A 15,134-nucleotide genomic window follows, 5' to 3' on the forward strand; every position below is an offset into this window, starting at 1 on the left:
GCTGCGGGAATCGGAGCGGTTTGGAAATCGATCGGTGTGGAATATTCCACCGCGGACTTGGTCGTTCAAATCATGTGGTGGGTTCACATTCTTTCCGTCTTCGCATTCATGCTTTACGTGCCGACTTCCAAACACGCGCACTTGATCTTCGCGCCTTTTAACTACTTTCTTCAATCCGATACTCCGAAGGGCGCTCTTTCTAAAATCAATTTAGAAGACGAGAATGTCGTTTGGGGCGTCAACCGTGTGGAAGACTTCCCTTGGCCGAATCTTCTCGACGGGATGTCCTGCATCGAGTGCGGACGTTGTCAGGTGCAGTGTCCAGCAAACAGAACCGGAAAAGTTCTGAATCCTAAGATGATCATCGCGGATTTAAAACATGCTCTTCTCGACAAAATGCCGGAAGTAGCAAAGATTAGAGCTCAGGAAACCGACGCGACGGCAGCGGCTGAAAAAGTTGCCGCTCTGGATACGGCTGTGATCAACAATTACGAAGGACTTTCGGAAGAAGCCCTTTGGGGTTGCACTACTTGTTACGCTTGTGTGGAAGCCTGTCCGGTTGGAAACAACCAGGTCAACGCGATCATGGAGATGAGAAGACATTTGGTTCTCGCAGAATCCAAATTCCCAGTAGAACTTCAAAACGCTTTTGTGAACATGGAGAACAACTCAAACCCTTGGGGTGTAGGAGCTCACACAAGAGCAGACTGGGCGGAAGGACTCGGAGTGAAAACGATGGCGGAAGATTCCAACGTAGACGTTCTCTACTGGGTCGGTTGCGCCGGAGCTTTTGATGAAAGAAACAAGAGCATCGCGAAATCCTTTGTAAAAATTCTCCAGAAAGCGGACGTGAAATTCGGAATCTTAGGAACCGAAGAAAACTGTTCCGGGGATTCCGCAAGAAGGGGTGGAAACGAATATCTCTACCAAACTCTTGCGCAAGCCAACGTGGACACGATGAACGGATACAACGTCAAAAAAGTTGTAACCGCTTGCCCACACTGCTACAACACAATTAAGAATGAATATCCTCAGTTCGGAGGAAACTTCGAGGTGGTTCACCACTCCGAGTTTATCAACGACCTCGTAAAAGAGAAAAAGCTGGATGTAAAAACGGCGGAAGACGCTTCTTCCGGAAAATACACCTATCACGATTCTTGCTACATCGGCCGTTACAACGACAACTACGAAAACCCGAGGGACGTGATCAAAAAAGTTGCCGGTGGAAAACTCGCCGAACCTTCCGACCACCACACAAAAGGTCTCTGTTGCGGTGCAGGCGGTGCTCAGATGTGGATGGAAGAACAGAACAACGATCGTGTCAACATCAAGAGAACCAAACAACTTCTGGATACCGGAGCGACTACGATCGCAACGGCTTGTCCTTTCTGCGTGACCATGATCACCGACGGTGTGAAACACGAAGGAAAGGTAGAAGAAGTAAAAGTGAAAGACATCGCGGAATTGGTGGCCGACAACCTCGGATAAACCGATTTCACTTTCGATTCGCTGATAAAAAGCCGGCCTTCAGCCGGCTTTTTATTTTCTCCGAAGATCTTCGAAACAGAGGATCAAAGCCTTTCTTTGAAATCCTTTCGACGATTCGAACTTAAATTCGATCTTTTGGATTATCCTCCTTGTCGCAATTTTTGTATTTGAGAATTCTTTAAAATCGAGAGATGGATCCGTATTCTCTTCCATGCGGGCTTCAAGTCCGATTTCAAAAATGAATATTGATTTGAGAATATTCTAAATTTCTGAATTATTCTTTAAATATCGAAACCTCTTCCTCTTTCATTTCAAATCCTGCAGGGAAGTATAATCTTTAAGTACAAATTCGAACTCTATTTCTTGGAAGGTTGATTTCTCTGCTCGATGCAAGATTACGCGAGCTTTCAAATTCAGGAGAATCTAAGAAAATCATACCGAAGGATTTTCTTTCCTCGTTTCGTTTTATACGAAATCGAGTGCGCGCTCCGAACCCGCAAAACGGAGATCTGAATTTTCAAAAGGCAAAAAGGGCGGTTTAGTTTTTCCGAGAATTCTTTATCCCTTTTTATTTTTAAGACAAGAGAAAGAATTTTTCAAGAAATCCGTAGACGATGATTTACAGGAAAGATTCGAAAATTTCGGATCCCTCAAATAGGGGATCTTTAAAAAAAAATAGGCGAAGTGGCCAAAGACCGCTTCGCCTCAAAGACATCTGGTGCAAATACGGTTTGTATGACTCCGAAAAAATTCAGATTCTTACTTTCCAAATTGTCTTTTTTTTAAAATTGAATCCGAAGATTCAAAGGAGTTTTTTAAGGCGAAATCGGCGATTTCTTTTTAGCAAAAGCTGACTTCTTGACAAAGAAGAATGATTCTATTTCTTTAAGTGGAAGGCGGATAATCCAAAAGAGTTATCTCCGGATTCTTCTTTTGAAAATATCCTTTGTCCCATTCCGTATCAAAGAGAAGCGCGGCGCGCCCTCCCCGATCCGTAACAAGATTTGCGGAAGAAGGAACTTTCGAAAAATCTTCCTGCGAGATCCAACAAGAAATCGCGTAAGGAAGAATCGTGATCGTGGACGGTGCGTTGTACTCATCCATAAGTCTTCTCTTAAAAACCTCGAACTGAAGTTGTCCCATCGCTCCAATGATCGGCAATCCGCCTCCGACCGTCTGGGAAGAAAAAAGATGGAGAATTCCCTCTTCCGCAAGCTGATCGATTCCTTTTCGAAAACTCTTCATGCTCGCCGTGTCCGAAGAAGAAATGGTCGCAAAGAGCTCCGGCGCAAAAACGGGAAGTCCTTTCAGATCCGGAACCTTGGAAGTCGCGACGATATCTCCGATCGCATACGTGCCTGGATTGACGAGTCCGATGATATCTCCGGGATAAGCCTCATCCACCGTGTTTCGATCCTGTCCGAAGAAAGCAAAAGAAGAAGAAAGTTTTACCGATTTTCCAAGTCTTCCGTGAAGGACGTTGAGTCCTCTTTCGAATTTCCCGGAGGTCACTCTCAAAAATGCGATTCGATCCCTGTGCTGACGATTCATGTTCGCTTGGACCTTGAAGATAAATCCGCTAAATGGAGTGTGGATCGGATCGAGTTTGGATCCGTCCTTCAGAGGAAAAAACATAGGAGGAGGAGCGATCTTTATAAATTCATCCAAGAAAAGTTGGATCCCGAAGTTGTTCACCGCAGATCCGAAAAAAACGGGAGTGATCTTAGATTCCAAAAAGTCCTCTTTGCTGAACTCGGAGATTCCGCCTTCCACAAGTTCCAATTCTTCTCGAAAAGCCTTGATGACCCAATCCTCGAATCGGGAATCCAATTCCGGGTCGTTGATTCCCGAAGTTTGAAAGGAAGATTTTTGACTTCCTCCCGGAGTTTTATCATAGGTAAGAATGGATTTGTCTTTTCTGGAATAAACCCCGCTGAAATCCACACCGGTTCCGATCGGCCAAACCATAGGAACCGCCGAGATTCCAAGAACCTTTTCGATCTCATCCAAGAGTACGAAGAGATTCTTTGTGGGACGGTCCATTTTGTTGATGAAGGTTACGATCGGAATTCCGCGATCCCGACAGACCTTAAAGAGTTTGATCGTCTGCGGTTCGACTCCTTTTCCTGCGTCCAAAACCATGACCGCCGTATCCGCTGCGATCAAAGTTCGATACGTGTCTTCGGAAAAATCTTCGTGGCCGGGAGTATCTAAGAGATTGAGGACATGTCCGCTGTATTCGAACTGGAGCGCCGCCGAGGTGATGGAAATTCCTTTTTCTTTTTCCATCTCCATCCAATCGGATGTTGCGGCTTTCCGATTCTTACGAGCCTTTACGGCTCCCGCGAGTTGAATCGCGCCTCCGTAGAGAAGAAGTTTTTCGGTAAGCGTTGTCTTTCCTGCATCCGGGTGGGCAATGATCGCGAAGGTTCTTCTTCGACGGGTTTCTTCTTCTATCGTTTGATTTTGTTTCTGCGCAACGGTCTCGCTCATAGAATTTGCCCTACCCTTTTCCAGATTTTTGATTCGGACCCGAATGTCAGCAATTAAACTCGGATTCAAACGGGGGATTCTTTCCATCCGAGGGTTGCAAAGAATCGGAATTCGCGCAGGTTTTTTTCCGAATTCTTTTTGAAGAAGAATCAAGACTTTCTGTTTTCGAATGACTCCGTCGGAGTTCCGACTGAGTTTCACCGTGAAAGTCGCGCGATCCGTAGAGAGCGCTGCGCTGAGTTTTGGGTGGTGGAGGCGGGACTCGGGAAAAATCCGGCAAAATCTCCTATCATAAAAAAGTGGATCAAACAATCCAATTTTGGTCCTCAAAAGTTCGTAGGAACTCCCACAAAACGTTTCTGCCTTTCAATCGATCCCGTCTGGTCCCGAATTCCTTTTTTGATTTTTCAAATCCGGAATTCTTAAAAACTTCGTCTCTCGACAAAAGCGTAGGAACTCTTACAAAATTCTCCTCTTTAAAAACTTTAACCGCGTTCTTGGCTCGCAATCGATTCTACGATTTTCCCAAAAAACTTCGAAGGGCCTTCCCTTTTTTCTCACATTCGTATTGATCGGGTAAATCGATTGTAACAGGAATCGTTTATATTCTTTTCATCTTACAAATAGAAAGGTGTTTTATGGAAGGGATTCCCCTCACTCCATCCAGAGTTCTCAAAGGATTGAAACTTCATATCGACGGACTCGATGAATCCTTCGAGATTCTAAAAATAAGGGAAGAAGGAATTACGATCTCATCCTCTCTCGAACTCAATCTTCTCGCCGGCTCCCCTCTGAGCGGACGGATCGATTCTCCGGACTTAAATCTTCAGTTTCGATTTCAAGGCAATCTTCAAAGACAAGTTCTCAGACCGGATCAAAACGGATTTATCTTAGGAATTCAATTTCATCAGACCACAAAGTATCCGGATCTTCTCATCGCTCTGGAACTCGCTTCCTAAAAAAAATCTCTTTGGATTGATCTCTACTCCCGATCCATAACGAGCGCTTCAATTTTGGAAGGGGGAGGCTCCGCGCAGTAATAGCAAAACCAATTCCGCAGCCTTTTCGATCTTTCGGATTTGTCCCCAATAAACCATGACCCTTTTTCCGGGGCGCGTTCGCCCCGAATTTTTTTTAATTCTTTCAAACACTCTAAACCCAGCGTCGTCCTTTCCAAACTCGGTCAATTCTTAGAATGAGGTACAATCCCGGCCATTCGCCAAAAACCGAAACTGAGAGCTCGAATCGCTCCTCAAACGTTCTCTCTCCAGGGCGACATCCCCTATTTTCATTTACGAAACAACTTCCGTTTTGTTTTCTGTACATATCCCTTATGTCTGAAAGTAACGTGAAACATCTGATTTCCTGGGAAGATTGGTCGGATTCCGAAATTTTAGATCTTCTCAACTTCGCAATCCATGTTAAGAAGAATCGCGTCAACTACGCGGGTCATCTCAGCGGACGAAGTCTCGCAATGCTCTTTCAGAAAACTTCCACGAGAACCAGAGTCTCCTTCGAAGTCGCGATGACCGAAATGGGAGGTCACGGAATCTACCTGGATTGGATGGCGTCTAACTTTCAACTTTCCGATATCGATCTCGAAGCGAGATATCTTTCCAGAAACGTCTCTGTGATCATGGCCCGTCTCAAAAAACACGAAGACCTCTTGGCGATGAGAAACGGATCTCAGGTTCCGGTCATCAACGGTTGCGACAACATGTTTCATCCTTGTCAGTCTCTCGCCGACGTAATGACCATCGCACTCGACAAACCGGATCGTCCTCTCAATCAAGTCAGACTCACTTACATCGGAGTTCACAACAACGTCGTCAATTCACTCATCGGAATCACCGCGGCATTGGGAATTCATCTTACGCTCGCGACTCCGATCGCCGAAAAAGAAAACATCCATGAAAGCACCGTAGAAAGAGCCAAGTCGAAAGGAACTCTCGCTTGGGAGAATCATCTCGAGCAGGCGGTAAAGAACGCGGATTATATCTACACGGACACTTGGCTCGACATGGAATTCTTCAACGATCCCTCCTTTGCGGATAAGAAAAAAGAAAGAATGGAACTCATGATGCCTTATCAGATCAATTCTTCTCTGATGGAAAAAACCAACGCTAAAGTCATGCACGATATGCCGATCCACGCAGGTTATGAGATCACAAGGGACGTCGTTTTAAGTCCAAGATCGATCATCTTTCAACAAGCGGAGAACCGTTTGGACGCTCAAAAAGCGGTCATTCTAAAACTTCTTGAGGCTTGATCTCAGGAAAATCGGTTTACCAGAGGCCCACATTTTCGAAACCTGTATTTAGAGCCTTTTCACCCTCACTTGCAGGCTCGAAATAAGAATTAAAGGTATCTCTATGTCTAAATTGACTCATCCAAGAGAGGCGCTCTTCGAAGGAGAAAAGCCTTTCCCTATCATTCCAGCCTGCGAACACTTTGCCGGCTCCGAAAAGCTGATTACAAAAGCGCTCGAATTCCAGAACAAACTCGGCGGTCTTTTCGACATCACTATGGACTGCGAAGACGGAGCTCAAACGGGTAAAGAAAAAGAACACGCTGAATTGATCGTTCGTCTTCAAAACAGCGAGCTCAACAAACACAATATGAGCGGCGTGAGAATCCACGATTATACGAACGCATATTGGAAACAAGACGTAGACATCATCGTTCCGGGCGCGGGCGCAAAGATCGCATACATCACCATTCCAAAACCGACCCGCGCGGCCCAAGTGGAAGAGATGATCACTTATATTCAAAAAGCGGTTCAGAAAGCGGGACTCAAAAGAGAAATTCCGATTCACGTGTTGATCGAAACCAACGGAGCTCTTCAAGAGATCGAAAAGATCGCCGCTCTTCCTTGGTTGCAAGTTCTTGATTTCGGCTTGATGGACTTTATCTCCGGTCACCACGGAGCGATTCCGGCTTCTTGTATGAAAAGTCCGGGCCAGTTCGATCACGAACTCTTGAGAAGAGGAAAGGCAAACTTAGTTGCAGCCGCTCTTGCAAACGGAGTGATCCCGGCGCACAACGTAACCCTCGATCTTAAAAATCAGTATCAAACTTATAAGGACGCAAAACGCGCCCACGATGATTTCGGTTTCTTAAGAATGTGGTCCATCTATCCGACTCAGATCCAAGCGATCCTCGACGCGATGGCTCCGGATTACAGCGAAGTTCAAACTGCGGCTGAAATTCTCATCCAGGCCCAAAACGCGGAATGGGGACCGATCCAATACGCGGGCGATCTTCACGACCGTGCGACTTATAGATATTTCTGGGAAATCATCCAAAAGGCGAAGTTAACCGGAATCTCCATTCCCGAGGAAGCGAACAAAAGATTCTTCAACTGATCTTAGTTCGGAATTTTCTAAAGTATTAAAAAAGCCGCAAGTGATTGCGGCTTTTTTTATTCGTTTCGCTGTCCGTTCGATTTTTTTGAAGACAATCGAAGACGATTCACGGTGTTAGCGACGGAGCGAAAAAATTCTTACTAAAGGTTATTTCACGAACTTTTCCAGAAGTTTTACGATCAGTTCGTTCAAACTCTTTTCAACGTATTCCCAGGATTTTTTATTCATAGGTTCGAGAGGCATTTTTTTATTGAGTTGTTTGAAACGATCGAAAGTTTCCCTTGCGTAGTCCAGATACTTTCTCGGATCGATTCCGAGACGGTCGAGATGACCTTCGTTCTTATTGTAAATTCCGGCGATCTTCTCCTTGTATTCGTCTTCCAAGAAGTAATAACGAATATCCAATTTGATTTCGTCCATCGCCTTATAAATCTTAGTTCCCTGACCTTCTTTCTTTTCCGCAGGAGCCGCGGTTTTCTCTTCCAAACTTTCGGAGCCTGTAGTCTTCTGCGTTTCTTTCGCAGCGGCCGCCTTGGAAGCGGAGTTTCGGTTTCCCTTGACTAACTTCTCAAGTTTTTCCCGTTTTAAGATATCGAATAAGGCGCTCTTTTTATTCTGAGTCACGATCAAAACCCTTTCTATGCTTAACTTGCAATCTTTCTCGATCCGATTCCGAAAACCCGCATGACCGACGCTTCCGAGTTCAGTTCAAGGAATGATTCTATTATTCTTATCGGTAGAAACGCGCATCCCGTCCATTACTAACAGTCAATAGGACGTTTTTTCTTATAAAAAACGAGCCTTTTTCGTTAAGACACTAAAACGAAGAATTGGAAACAATTAATTCCCTGAATTCTGCTCCATCTGATTCTTTCTAAGAGCGCAGTTCGGCAACCAATCGCAACGAAGACAAAAAGGATCTTCCGGTTGAAACGTGGATGGAGGACATAAATTTACGTTCGTCTGTTGCAAAGGAGTCAGAAATGTTTCCTTCTCCGAAAAAGAAGTGATCTTTGCGAGTTGCGCCAAGAGTTCCCGATTCTTCCGAGTTTGAGAATCCAAGTCCTCGCTCATGGAACGTGCCGCAGGCGCCGCGGTCTCTTTTTGGCTTTGCTTAGGAAAAATCTTTCCTGAGTCAAAAAGATTTTTCTTAAGAATCCAAGGCGCGACCAGGGTCGCTCCGATCGCACCGCCTAAATGACAGGAGTTACTGATAAAAAACGGGGAATGAAAATAATACAAAGAGATAAGGTCGCCCGCGTAGCCCACTCCCACTATGATCCAAGGAGCATAACGGGCCTTCATTCGAAAGAAGATCAAAAAGACCTCCGTCTCCGGAAATAAAATTCCAAAAAGAACGAGAATCCCGGTGATTCCTCCGCTCGCACCCAAGGTCATCGTTTGATAGAGATCCATAGGATACGGAATTCCCAACGCCTGCAAAAGAACCGGCGCCAACGCAACCGTAAGACCGCCCACCAAAATCGAAAACACATAGACGATCGAAAATTTCCAAGCGGGAATGTATTTACAGATCAAACCGCCGAACATCACCAAAACATACATATTTAAAAAAAGATGCACAAACGGAGTTCCGTGAACGTCGTGAAGAAATCCGTACGAAAAGATCTGCCAATAATCTCCGTGAAAAAAACGAGCGGGCGTCAGCGCAAAGTAGTATTCAAGAATCCCGGTCCCACCGGCAAAAAGCTGAAGAATGTATATGAGAACATTTGCAAAGAGGAACAGATTGATCGGATGAAAAATGGAATAACCGAAAAGCGAGATTCCGTTTCGGTATTTTCTTTTTGCCATATAGGATAGAATACGAACTGTGGTCACAGAGTCAAGCAGGCAAAGCCGGGGCAAAAATTCACCCCGGGTTTCCTCATTCTCCGGGAGAAGGAGAATGATTTTCAATCACTCTCTTTAAATCGAAAAAAAGAGCCTCATCCTTTATAGCCGGGAACAAAAAAATGCAAGAATCAGGATTAAAACCAATCCTTTGGAAAGAGGGAACGCTTACCCTTTTGGATCAGAGAGTTCTTCCCGGCGTAACCTCTTTTTTAATCGCGAAAACGATGGAAGATTGTATTTTTGCGATTCGAGAAATGGTGGTTCGGGGAGCGCCCGCGATCGCCATCACCGGCGCGTTCGGAATCGCACTTTATCTCAAAGGACTTACCGCCAAACCTTCCCTTTCCGAACTCAAAAAAAAACTCGACGAACTCTTGGAATCCAGACCGACCGCAGTGAATCTCAGACTTGCAATCGAAGGATTCTTAGCTCGCTTTCCGGAAACGGAATATAATACTTTTCGACTGGAAGATCTGCAAAGAGGGGCTGAAAAATTCGCGCTCTTTATGCTCGAAGAGGATTTGAACAACAACCTAGCGCTTTCAAAAAACGCACTCAGTCTGTTTCCCAAAAATCCTTCCTCCTTGAATATAATCACACACTGTAATACCGGCGCACTCGCGACCGCGGGACACGGAACCGCGTTAGGCGTCATACGCTCGTTACGGGACGCCGGACATTCACTCACGGTCTACGCCGACGAAACCAGACCCTATCTTCAAGGGGCAAGACTCACGGCTTGGGAACTAAAGGAAGAAGGAATCCCCGCCTATCTGATTACGGATAATATGGCCGGTTGGATCATGTCCTCGCGCAAAATCGACGCGGTCATAGTAGGAGCGGATCGAATCGCGTCTAACGGAGACACCGCGAATAAAATCGGGACCTATCCTTTGGCGATCGTCGCCAAACACCACGGAGTCCCTTTTTACGTGGCTGCTACGGAAAAGAGTATGGATTTCAGAATTCAGGACGGTTCCCAAATTCCGATCGAAATGAGAAAGGAAGAGGAAGTTACGGCTTTCGGATTTCTAAGGGACGAAAACGGAAAACCTTTTTTGAGCGAGGGAATCATCGCCCCCAAGGGAATGCCCGCTCTCAATCCTTCTTTCGACGTAACGCCGGCTTCTTTGATCACGGGAATCATCACGGAAAGAGGAATTATCTCCCCCGTCACAAAGTCGAATCTGGAAAAAGTTTTCGCCGCCTAACACCCGTTTGCAGGACTGACTCAGTCGTTTAAAAAAGAATTTTCAAAATCCGCGATCTAAGAAGAATCCGGTTTTTCCAAAGGCAATTTCACTCGCCTAAAGAAAATTTGTCGATCGAAAGCGAATACAATCCTTTCGACTTCTTATCGAATGTGGGAAAATAAATCCGACGTTCGAACGGAACCGCGACCGAAATATCGGTGATTCTGGAACCGTCGTGCATCGAATAATACAGCACACGTTTCCCATCTTTGTCCAAAACCAAAACTCCCGTCTTCTTGGATACGGGTAAAATTGCCTGAGGGAGCGATAAAAGAAAAGATTTAAGCCAAGGATTTTTATGAACGAAGTTGATCAGTCCGGATCTTCGTTTAATAATTCCGATCCAAATTCTTCCTTTCTCGTCCCGTTCCAATCCGTCCGCCAAACCCGGAAGATTTTCAAAAAGAATCTCGGATTTTCCTCCGTTTGCACCGGACAAAAAGGCTCTGAGAATTCTAAACTTAGAAGTCTCCGTGAATACAACCGAATCTTCCTCTTTCGTCTTTCCTTCCTCGAGAAGAATTCCGTCCACGAAAGTAAAACCGCCTAACACCAATGATATGGAATTGCGTTTTCGATCATACATCCAAAGTTTGCCGTGAGGATAAAGACCGATCGCTTCTGGAACCGCTCCGCTCCCCATCGCGGCGTCCGATCGTTCGAAAGGTTCACTGATATAAATCCGATTCCCTTCCTTTGAAACAGCGAGATCGTTGCAGAGCGAAAAGGGACGAGAGTTGGATTGGTTCAAATCCTTCAGCGGAACGGCGACTCTTTCGGCTAACGTATAAACTTTTTCGAATTCTTCTTTTTCCGTCTTAGGCAAATCGAGAACCAAAGGAGTCACAACTTTGCTCTCGATATCGATCTCATACAAACCGACTCGATCCTTCGGTCCGTAAGATTCTCCGCCCAATCGAGAAGCGCACACAAGAATCTTATCCTTCTTTTCGTTCGAGTATTGCATACCCGCCGGATTTACCGGAGGACGAACCCATCTAGAGGCCTTCCCATTCGCTGTATCCAATTTCCAAACCCAGCCGTCCATCCCGGAAGCGTATCCGACTTCTTTCGAGGCATCGAAAATCAGATCGTCGTGTCCTGGAAGTTCTTCCATCTCGACTTTTAAGCCGTTTAAAAACGGGTCCTCTGTTCTTTCGGCTTCCAGGATTTGAGAAGGAACCTCTCCCAAAACAACGGCCTCCCCGATTTTGATCTTTCCCGGATTACAAGCCGCTTCAAAAAAAATCAATAAACACATTAGAATAGTATGATTTAATTTCATTTTAATAATTTTTAACCTCTCTCTTTTTAACGTGAGGCACATCGTCGTCCAGCCAATACGCTTTGTCTTTTTCAACGACCAGAATCTCCTCGAATTTAAAACCTGTCTTTCCTCTTCCAAGATGAGGCTCGATGGCCCACAGTCCGGTCTTATCGCCTTCGTGATCCGGAGTTAAGAGTTCCGGCAAAACCTTGTGTGTGAGAAATTCGTAAGAGCCTTGCAGACTAAACCAGCTCGCAAAGCTGATCGGTAACAATGGAAATGAAAAATTGGGAAGATGTACTTTGTACACGCGATGACCTAAAACTGCAAACGGATACAAGGAATGAACGTTATCAAATCCCTTTTGTTTCGCATCCCGATCGATCTTCCACCAAATCTCGGACGCGCTCATCGAAGAGGAAAAATACTTGGGAATTTCCTTTCGAAGCTCGAGCAGATATTCCATCCCTAAATCGAGTTCCGAATTCGGAGCAAGGGAGGAAGAATAGCCGATATCGCCGATGTATCCTTCCACGACGGGAGATACGTCCAAGATAAAAGATTCCTGAGACGTTAGTCGCTTTTTGCCGGGATGAAACTGAGTAAAACGTTTGTAACCGTCGAATCTCGCGTGCTCGCCGAACCAAGCAAACGGTCGATGCAGAAAAACTTTCACCCCGTGATCTTTTAAGAATTCTTCCATTCGTTTTGCGGTTTGAATTTCGGTCCAACCTTCGCGCATTTCCTTTTCGATCTCCGTCACACATTGATAAGCGAGTCTTTGCGCTTTTCTAAAACCCTCTTTTCCTTCTTCGCTCGGAGTTTTGATCGATTCGGAATCGTATCTGGAAATTTTGGAGGAGAGTTTGGATAAAAATCCCCTCTCTGTTCGTACTGGCATAAGCTCTTCCCTTTTTGCGATGGAAAAAGACTAACAGAAGGGAACGGATTTGAATTGAATGATTCCGGTATCGACGTTAATTTTCTAAAAGAAGATCAATCCGGTTCGCAGAATCTGACCTCGATCGATTTCAAATGTCCGAAAAAAAGAGAAGGTACAAATCCGAAATTCTCCTTAAACGTCCGGGTAAAATGCGCCGAATCGGAAAACCCCGCCGCGTGAGCCGCTTCGGTAAGATTTTTTCCTTCCTTTAAAAGTTTAACCGTACTCAAAATACGAACCCAAAGCAAATAACGTCTGAGAGGAATTCCCAAATTCTCCTTAAAAAGACGAATCAAACGATCTTCGGAAATCGAAAAGTCTTTGCCGATTTCTTTCATACGAATGCTGTCGGGAAGTTCGGTCCGAATTTTATACGCGATCTTTCGGATTCGATCGTCTATGTTCTTTTCCAATCTGCGAAACGGAAACACGGATTGCAAAAGATCCAGGTGTAAATCCCAAGCCTCTTCGTTGTTTAGAATTCCATTGTATAGATCCCGCAGCCTTTCCATCAGCGGAATAAATGCGGCGATCTCCAATCGTTTGACCTCGCCCGTCTTAACGAAATCGGAAATGGATCCGTACTCGTATGTTTCCGGGTCGATGAGTAAGGCGATCATTTCCACGCCGGGAGAAATCGTTCTGTGATAAGTATTCGGTCCGACCAAGGCGGCCCGATATTCTTGCCTACCTTGTTCGGTTTCTATGCAGATGTTTTTTTCCAGTGTGACGGCTAACGTGGCCGCGTAATGGACGTGAAAATCCGTCTGCATCGCGTTAGTGGCGTAGATCACTCTGCTGTTCCAGAGATAAAGAATGTCTTTATGGGAAGAATCCAACTATCGCGACTCCCCGCTCCGAATCTCCGATTCAAATCCGGAATTGCAGGATTGTATTTTGGCTCTGGAATTCGGACGATCGGTCCAAAAACGGATGTCGTTTATCAAAATCGATTCTTTGCACATTTAGGAAGAATGATTTTTCGAAAAATCGCAGCTTTATCAAGAGAAAAACCGGAATTCTTCTCCTTTGAATTTTATTTTTCGGTCTTACCTCCCGGACTTAAACCTCTTTCCGGCAATCGCAGATTTATGGAAAATCCGTTTCGTTCCTTATTTTAAAATCCCCTTATTTCGATCGAAATCCTGAATCAAATCGGATACTCCGATCGTATTAAATCCCTTGTATCCGTTTTCGTAGACGGAAAGATAAACTTTTTGTTTTCCGGGAACGACGACTATTAAAGTCGAAAACAAGGATCCGTTGTGCATAACGTAATAAAGAGGTCTGCTTCCGTCTTTTGACAAAACGAGCAGACCGGTCCTTTTCGAAACCGGCTGCAGTTTTTCCGGAATATACAAGACTATCCTTTTCCAGAACGGATGATTGTGCAGCCAAGTGATCAACCTGGACCGTTCCACAGCCAAGGCGATCCAGATTCTTCCTTGAGGATCGCGGTCCATCCCGTCCGGAAAACCGGGCAATCCTTCGATTACAATCTCGTCTTCTCCCGCACGATCGCCTAACAAGTGCAAACGAAGCAATCTGCACTTCGAAAGCTCGTTGACCAGAATCGAAGATTCCTTGTTCCGATTCGGAGATTGTTCCAATAAGATCCCGTCCAGATAAGAATAGTTATGCGCGACCAAACTCGCGCTCTCTCCTTTCAGATCGATCTTCCAGAGATTTCCGTTTTTCCCCAACGTAAGAACTTCGCTTCGAGACTGTGCGCTCACTCCCAAAATGGCGCCTTTGTGATCGTAAGGTTCGGTGAAATAGATTCTCTCGCCGTCCTCGCTGATCGCGAGATCGTCGGCTTTTTCGACGGCGCGGCTGTTCTCTTCGTTCATGTCCGTGAATTTTAGAGTCGGTTGTTCTCGGGGAGCGTAGAATTTTCCAAGAAGACTCTTTAGATTCTTATCTTCGGCATTCGGAATCTTAGGCACTCTTGTCGCAACTTTACGGATTTGTTTATTAGAAATTCTTAATTCATAAATTCCGGGTCCGTTCGGATCGACGGGATCTTCTTTGTTTGCCCGAGAAACGCAAAAGTAAATCAAGTCCGGATTTTTCGGATGTAAGACCATTCCTCCGGGTAAGAGAGGAGTTTTTACGAATCGTTCGGCTTGATTCTTCCTTAGATCCGCGATCCAAATATGACCGTCGATCGAAGCTACAAACGCGCGACCCAGATCCTCCTGCAAAAGAATCTCGTCCTGAGCGGGAACCTCGGGGATCAGATTCAGAATTCCTTTCAAACTCAAATCTTGGGAATCCTTGACCTTTTCGATTTCCGAATTGTATGGAAAATCGATCGGTTCTTGTATTTGTCTTTTAAAATGATCTTCCGGAGAGGGTATAAAATTCCAGAGAACGATTCCAAAAAGAATCGGGACAAAAATAAAAAACGCCTTCTTACGAGTCATTCGAACATCGTAACCTGAAAGGCGAAGCGCCGCTTGAACGAA

At 45.2% G+C, this 15,134-nt stretch carries 12 protein-coding genes; 5 read left to right on the forward strand and 7 right to left on the reverse strand.

Going from position 1 to position 15,134, the window contains the following annotated elements; all coding sequences use genetic code 11:
* On the forward strand, positions 1-1,488 hold a 1,488-nt coding region (locus tag CH376_RS16365; RefSeq protein ID WP_100788190.1), incomplete at its 5' end, for a (Fe-S)-binding protein.
* An 885-nt stretch (positions 1,489-2,373) separates the two neighbouring features.
* Here the strand turns inward: CH376_RS16365 and CH376_RS16375 are convergent.
* Positions 2,374-3,981, reverse strand: coding sequence for a peptide chain release factor 3 (locus CH376_RS16375; RefSeq protein WP_100784494.1), 1,608 nt, complete (start codon positions 3,979-3,981; stop codon positions 2,374-2,376).
* Between the two features lie 638 nt (positions 3,982-4,619).
* Here CH376_RS16375 and CH376_RS16385 point away from each other — a divergent pair.
* From CH376_RS16385 to CH376_RS16400, 3 genes are all read left to right on the forward strand, one after another.
* Positions 4,620-4,940, forward strand: coding sequence for a hypothetical protein (locus tag CH376_RS16385; RefSeq protein ID WP_100784223.1), 321 nt, complete (start codon positions 4,620-4,622; stop codon positions 4,938-4,940).
* Between the two features lie 374 nt (positions 4,941-5,314).
* Complete coding sequence (locus CH376_RS16395; protein ID WP_100784222.1) at positions 5,315-6,250, forward strand: ornithine carbamoyltransferase; 936 nt, start codon at positions 5,315-5,317, stop codon at positions 6,248-6,250.
* Between the two features lie 103 nt (positions 6,251-6,353).
* Entirely contained in the window at positions 6,354-7,346 is a 993-nt protein-coding gene (locus CH376_RS16400) for an HpcH/HpaI aldolase/citrate lyase family protein (protein WP_100784221.1), read from the forward strand.
* 147 nt (positions 7,347-7,493) lie between these two features.
* On the opposite strand, the gene CH376_RS16405 is transcribed toward CH376_RS16400, so the two are convergent.
* Together CH376_RS16405 and CH376_RS16410 are read right to left on the reverse strand one after the other, a co-directional pair.
* Positions 7,494-7,970, reverse strand: a complete 477-nt coding sequence (locus tag CH376_RS16405) for an LIC11177 family protein (RefSeq protein ID WP_100784493.1) — start codon at positions 7,968-7,970, stop codon at positions 7,494-7,496.
* 216 nt (positions 7,971-8,186) lie between these two features.
* Positions 8,187-9,215 (reverse strand): rhomboid family intramembrane serine protease, encoded by a 1,029-nt coding sequence (locus CH376_RS16410; RefSeq protein ID WP_100784492.1) that lies wholly within the window; start codon positions 9,213-9,215, stop codon positions 8,187-8,189.
* Between the two features lie 107 nt (positions 9,216-9,322).
* On the opposite strand from CH376_RS16410, the gene mtnA reads away from it, so the two are divergent.
* Positions 9,323-10,414, forward strand: a complete 1,092-nt coding sequence (gene mtnA / locus CH376_RS16415) for an S-methyl-5-thioribose-1-phosphate isomerase (protein WP_100784220.1) — start codon at positions 9,323-9,325, stop codon at positions 10,412-10,414.
* Positions 10,415-10,502: 88 nt separating this feature from the next.
* Here mtnA and CH376_RS16420 read toward each other — a convergent pair whose 3' ends face one another.
* From CH376_RS16420 to CH376_RS16435, 4 genes are all read right to left on the reverse strand, one after another.
* Positions 10,503-11,741, reverse strand: coding sequence for an SMP-30/gluconolactonase/LRE family protein (locus CH376_RS16420; protein ID WP_100784219.1), 1,239 nt, complete (start codon positions 11,739-11,741; stop codon positions 10,503-10,505).
* Position 11,742: 1 nt separating this feature from the next.
* On the reverse strand, positions 11,743-12,624 hold the full coding sequence (locus CH376_RS16425; protein WP_100784218.1) for a M24 family metallopeptidase: 882 nt from the start codon (positions 12,622-12,624) through the stop codon (positions 11,743-11,745).
* 95 nt (positions 12,625-12,719) lie between these two features.
* Entirely contained in the window at positions 12,720-13,457 is a 738-nt protein-coding gene (locus CH376_RS16430; protein WP_100784491.1) for a helix-turn-helix transcriptional regulator, read from the reverse strand.
* A gap of 321 nt (positions 13,458-13,778) precedes the next feature.
* The gene (locus CH376_RS16435) at positions 13,779-15,092 is read right to left on the reverse strand and encodes an SMP-30/gluconolactonase/LRE family protein (protein WP_100784217.1); all 1,314 of its coding nucleotides are present in this window, start codon (positions 15,090-15,092) and stop codon (positions 13,779-13,781) included.
* Between the last annotated feature and the right edge of the window lie 42 nt (positions 15,093-15,134).

The sequence above is a fragment of the Leptospira adleri genome, assembly GCF_002811985.1.
GTDB lineage: Bacteria > Spirochaetota > Leptospiria > Leptospirales > Leptospiraceae > Leptospira > Leptospira adleri.

Bases quoted from the DNA above. Each gene is read 5' to 3' on its own strand.
- CH376_RS16375 (WP_100784494.1), bottom strand. From the start codon at position 3,981: ATGAGCGAGACCGTTGCGCAGAAACAAAATCAAACGATAGAAGAAGAA.
- CH376_RS16385 (WP_100784223.1), top strand. From the start codon at position 4,620: ATGGAAGGGATTCCCCTCACTCCATCCAGAGTTCTCAAAGGATTGAAA.
- CH376_RS16395 (WP_100784222.1), top strand. From the start codon at position 5,315: ATGTCTGAAAGTAACGTGAAACATCTGATTTCCTGGGAAGATTGGTCG.
- CH376_RS16400 (WP_100784221.1), top strand. From the start codon at position 6,354: ATGTCTAAATTGACTCATCCAAGAGAGGCGCTCTTCGAAGGAGAAAAG.
- mtnA (WP_100784220.1), top strand. From the start codon at position 9,323: ATGCAAGAATCAGGATTAAAACCAATCCTTTGGAAAGAGGGAACGCTT.
- CH376_RS16420 (WP_100784219.1), bottom strand. From the start codon at position 11,741: ATGAAATTAAATCATACTATTCTAATGTGTTTATTGATTTTTTTTGAA.
- CH376_RS16425 (WP_100784218.1), bottom strand. From the start codon at position 12,624: ATGCCAGTACGAACAGAGAGGGGATTTTTATCCAAACTCTCCTCCAAA.
- CH376_RS16435 (WP_100784217.1), bottom strand. From the start codon at position 15,092: ATGACTCGTAAGAAGGCGTTTTTTATTTTTGTCCCGATTCTTTTTGGA.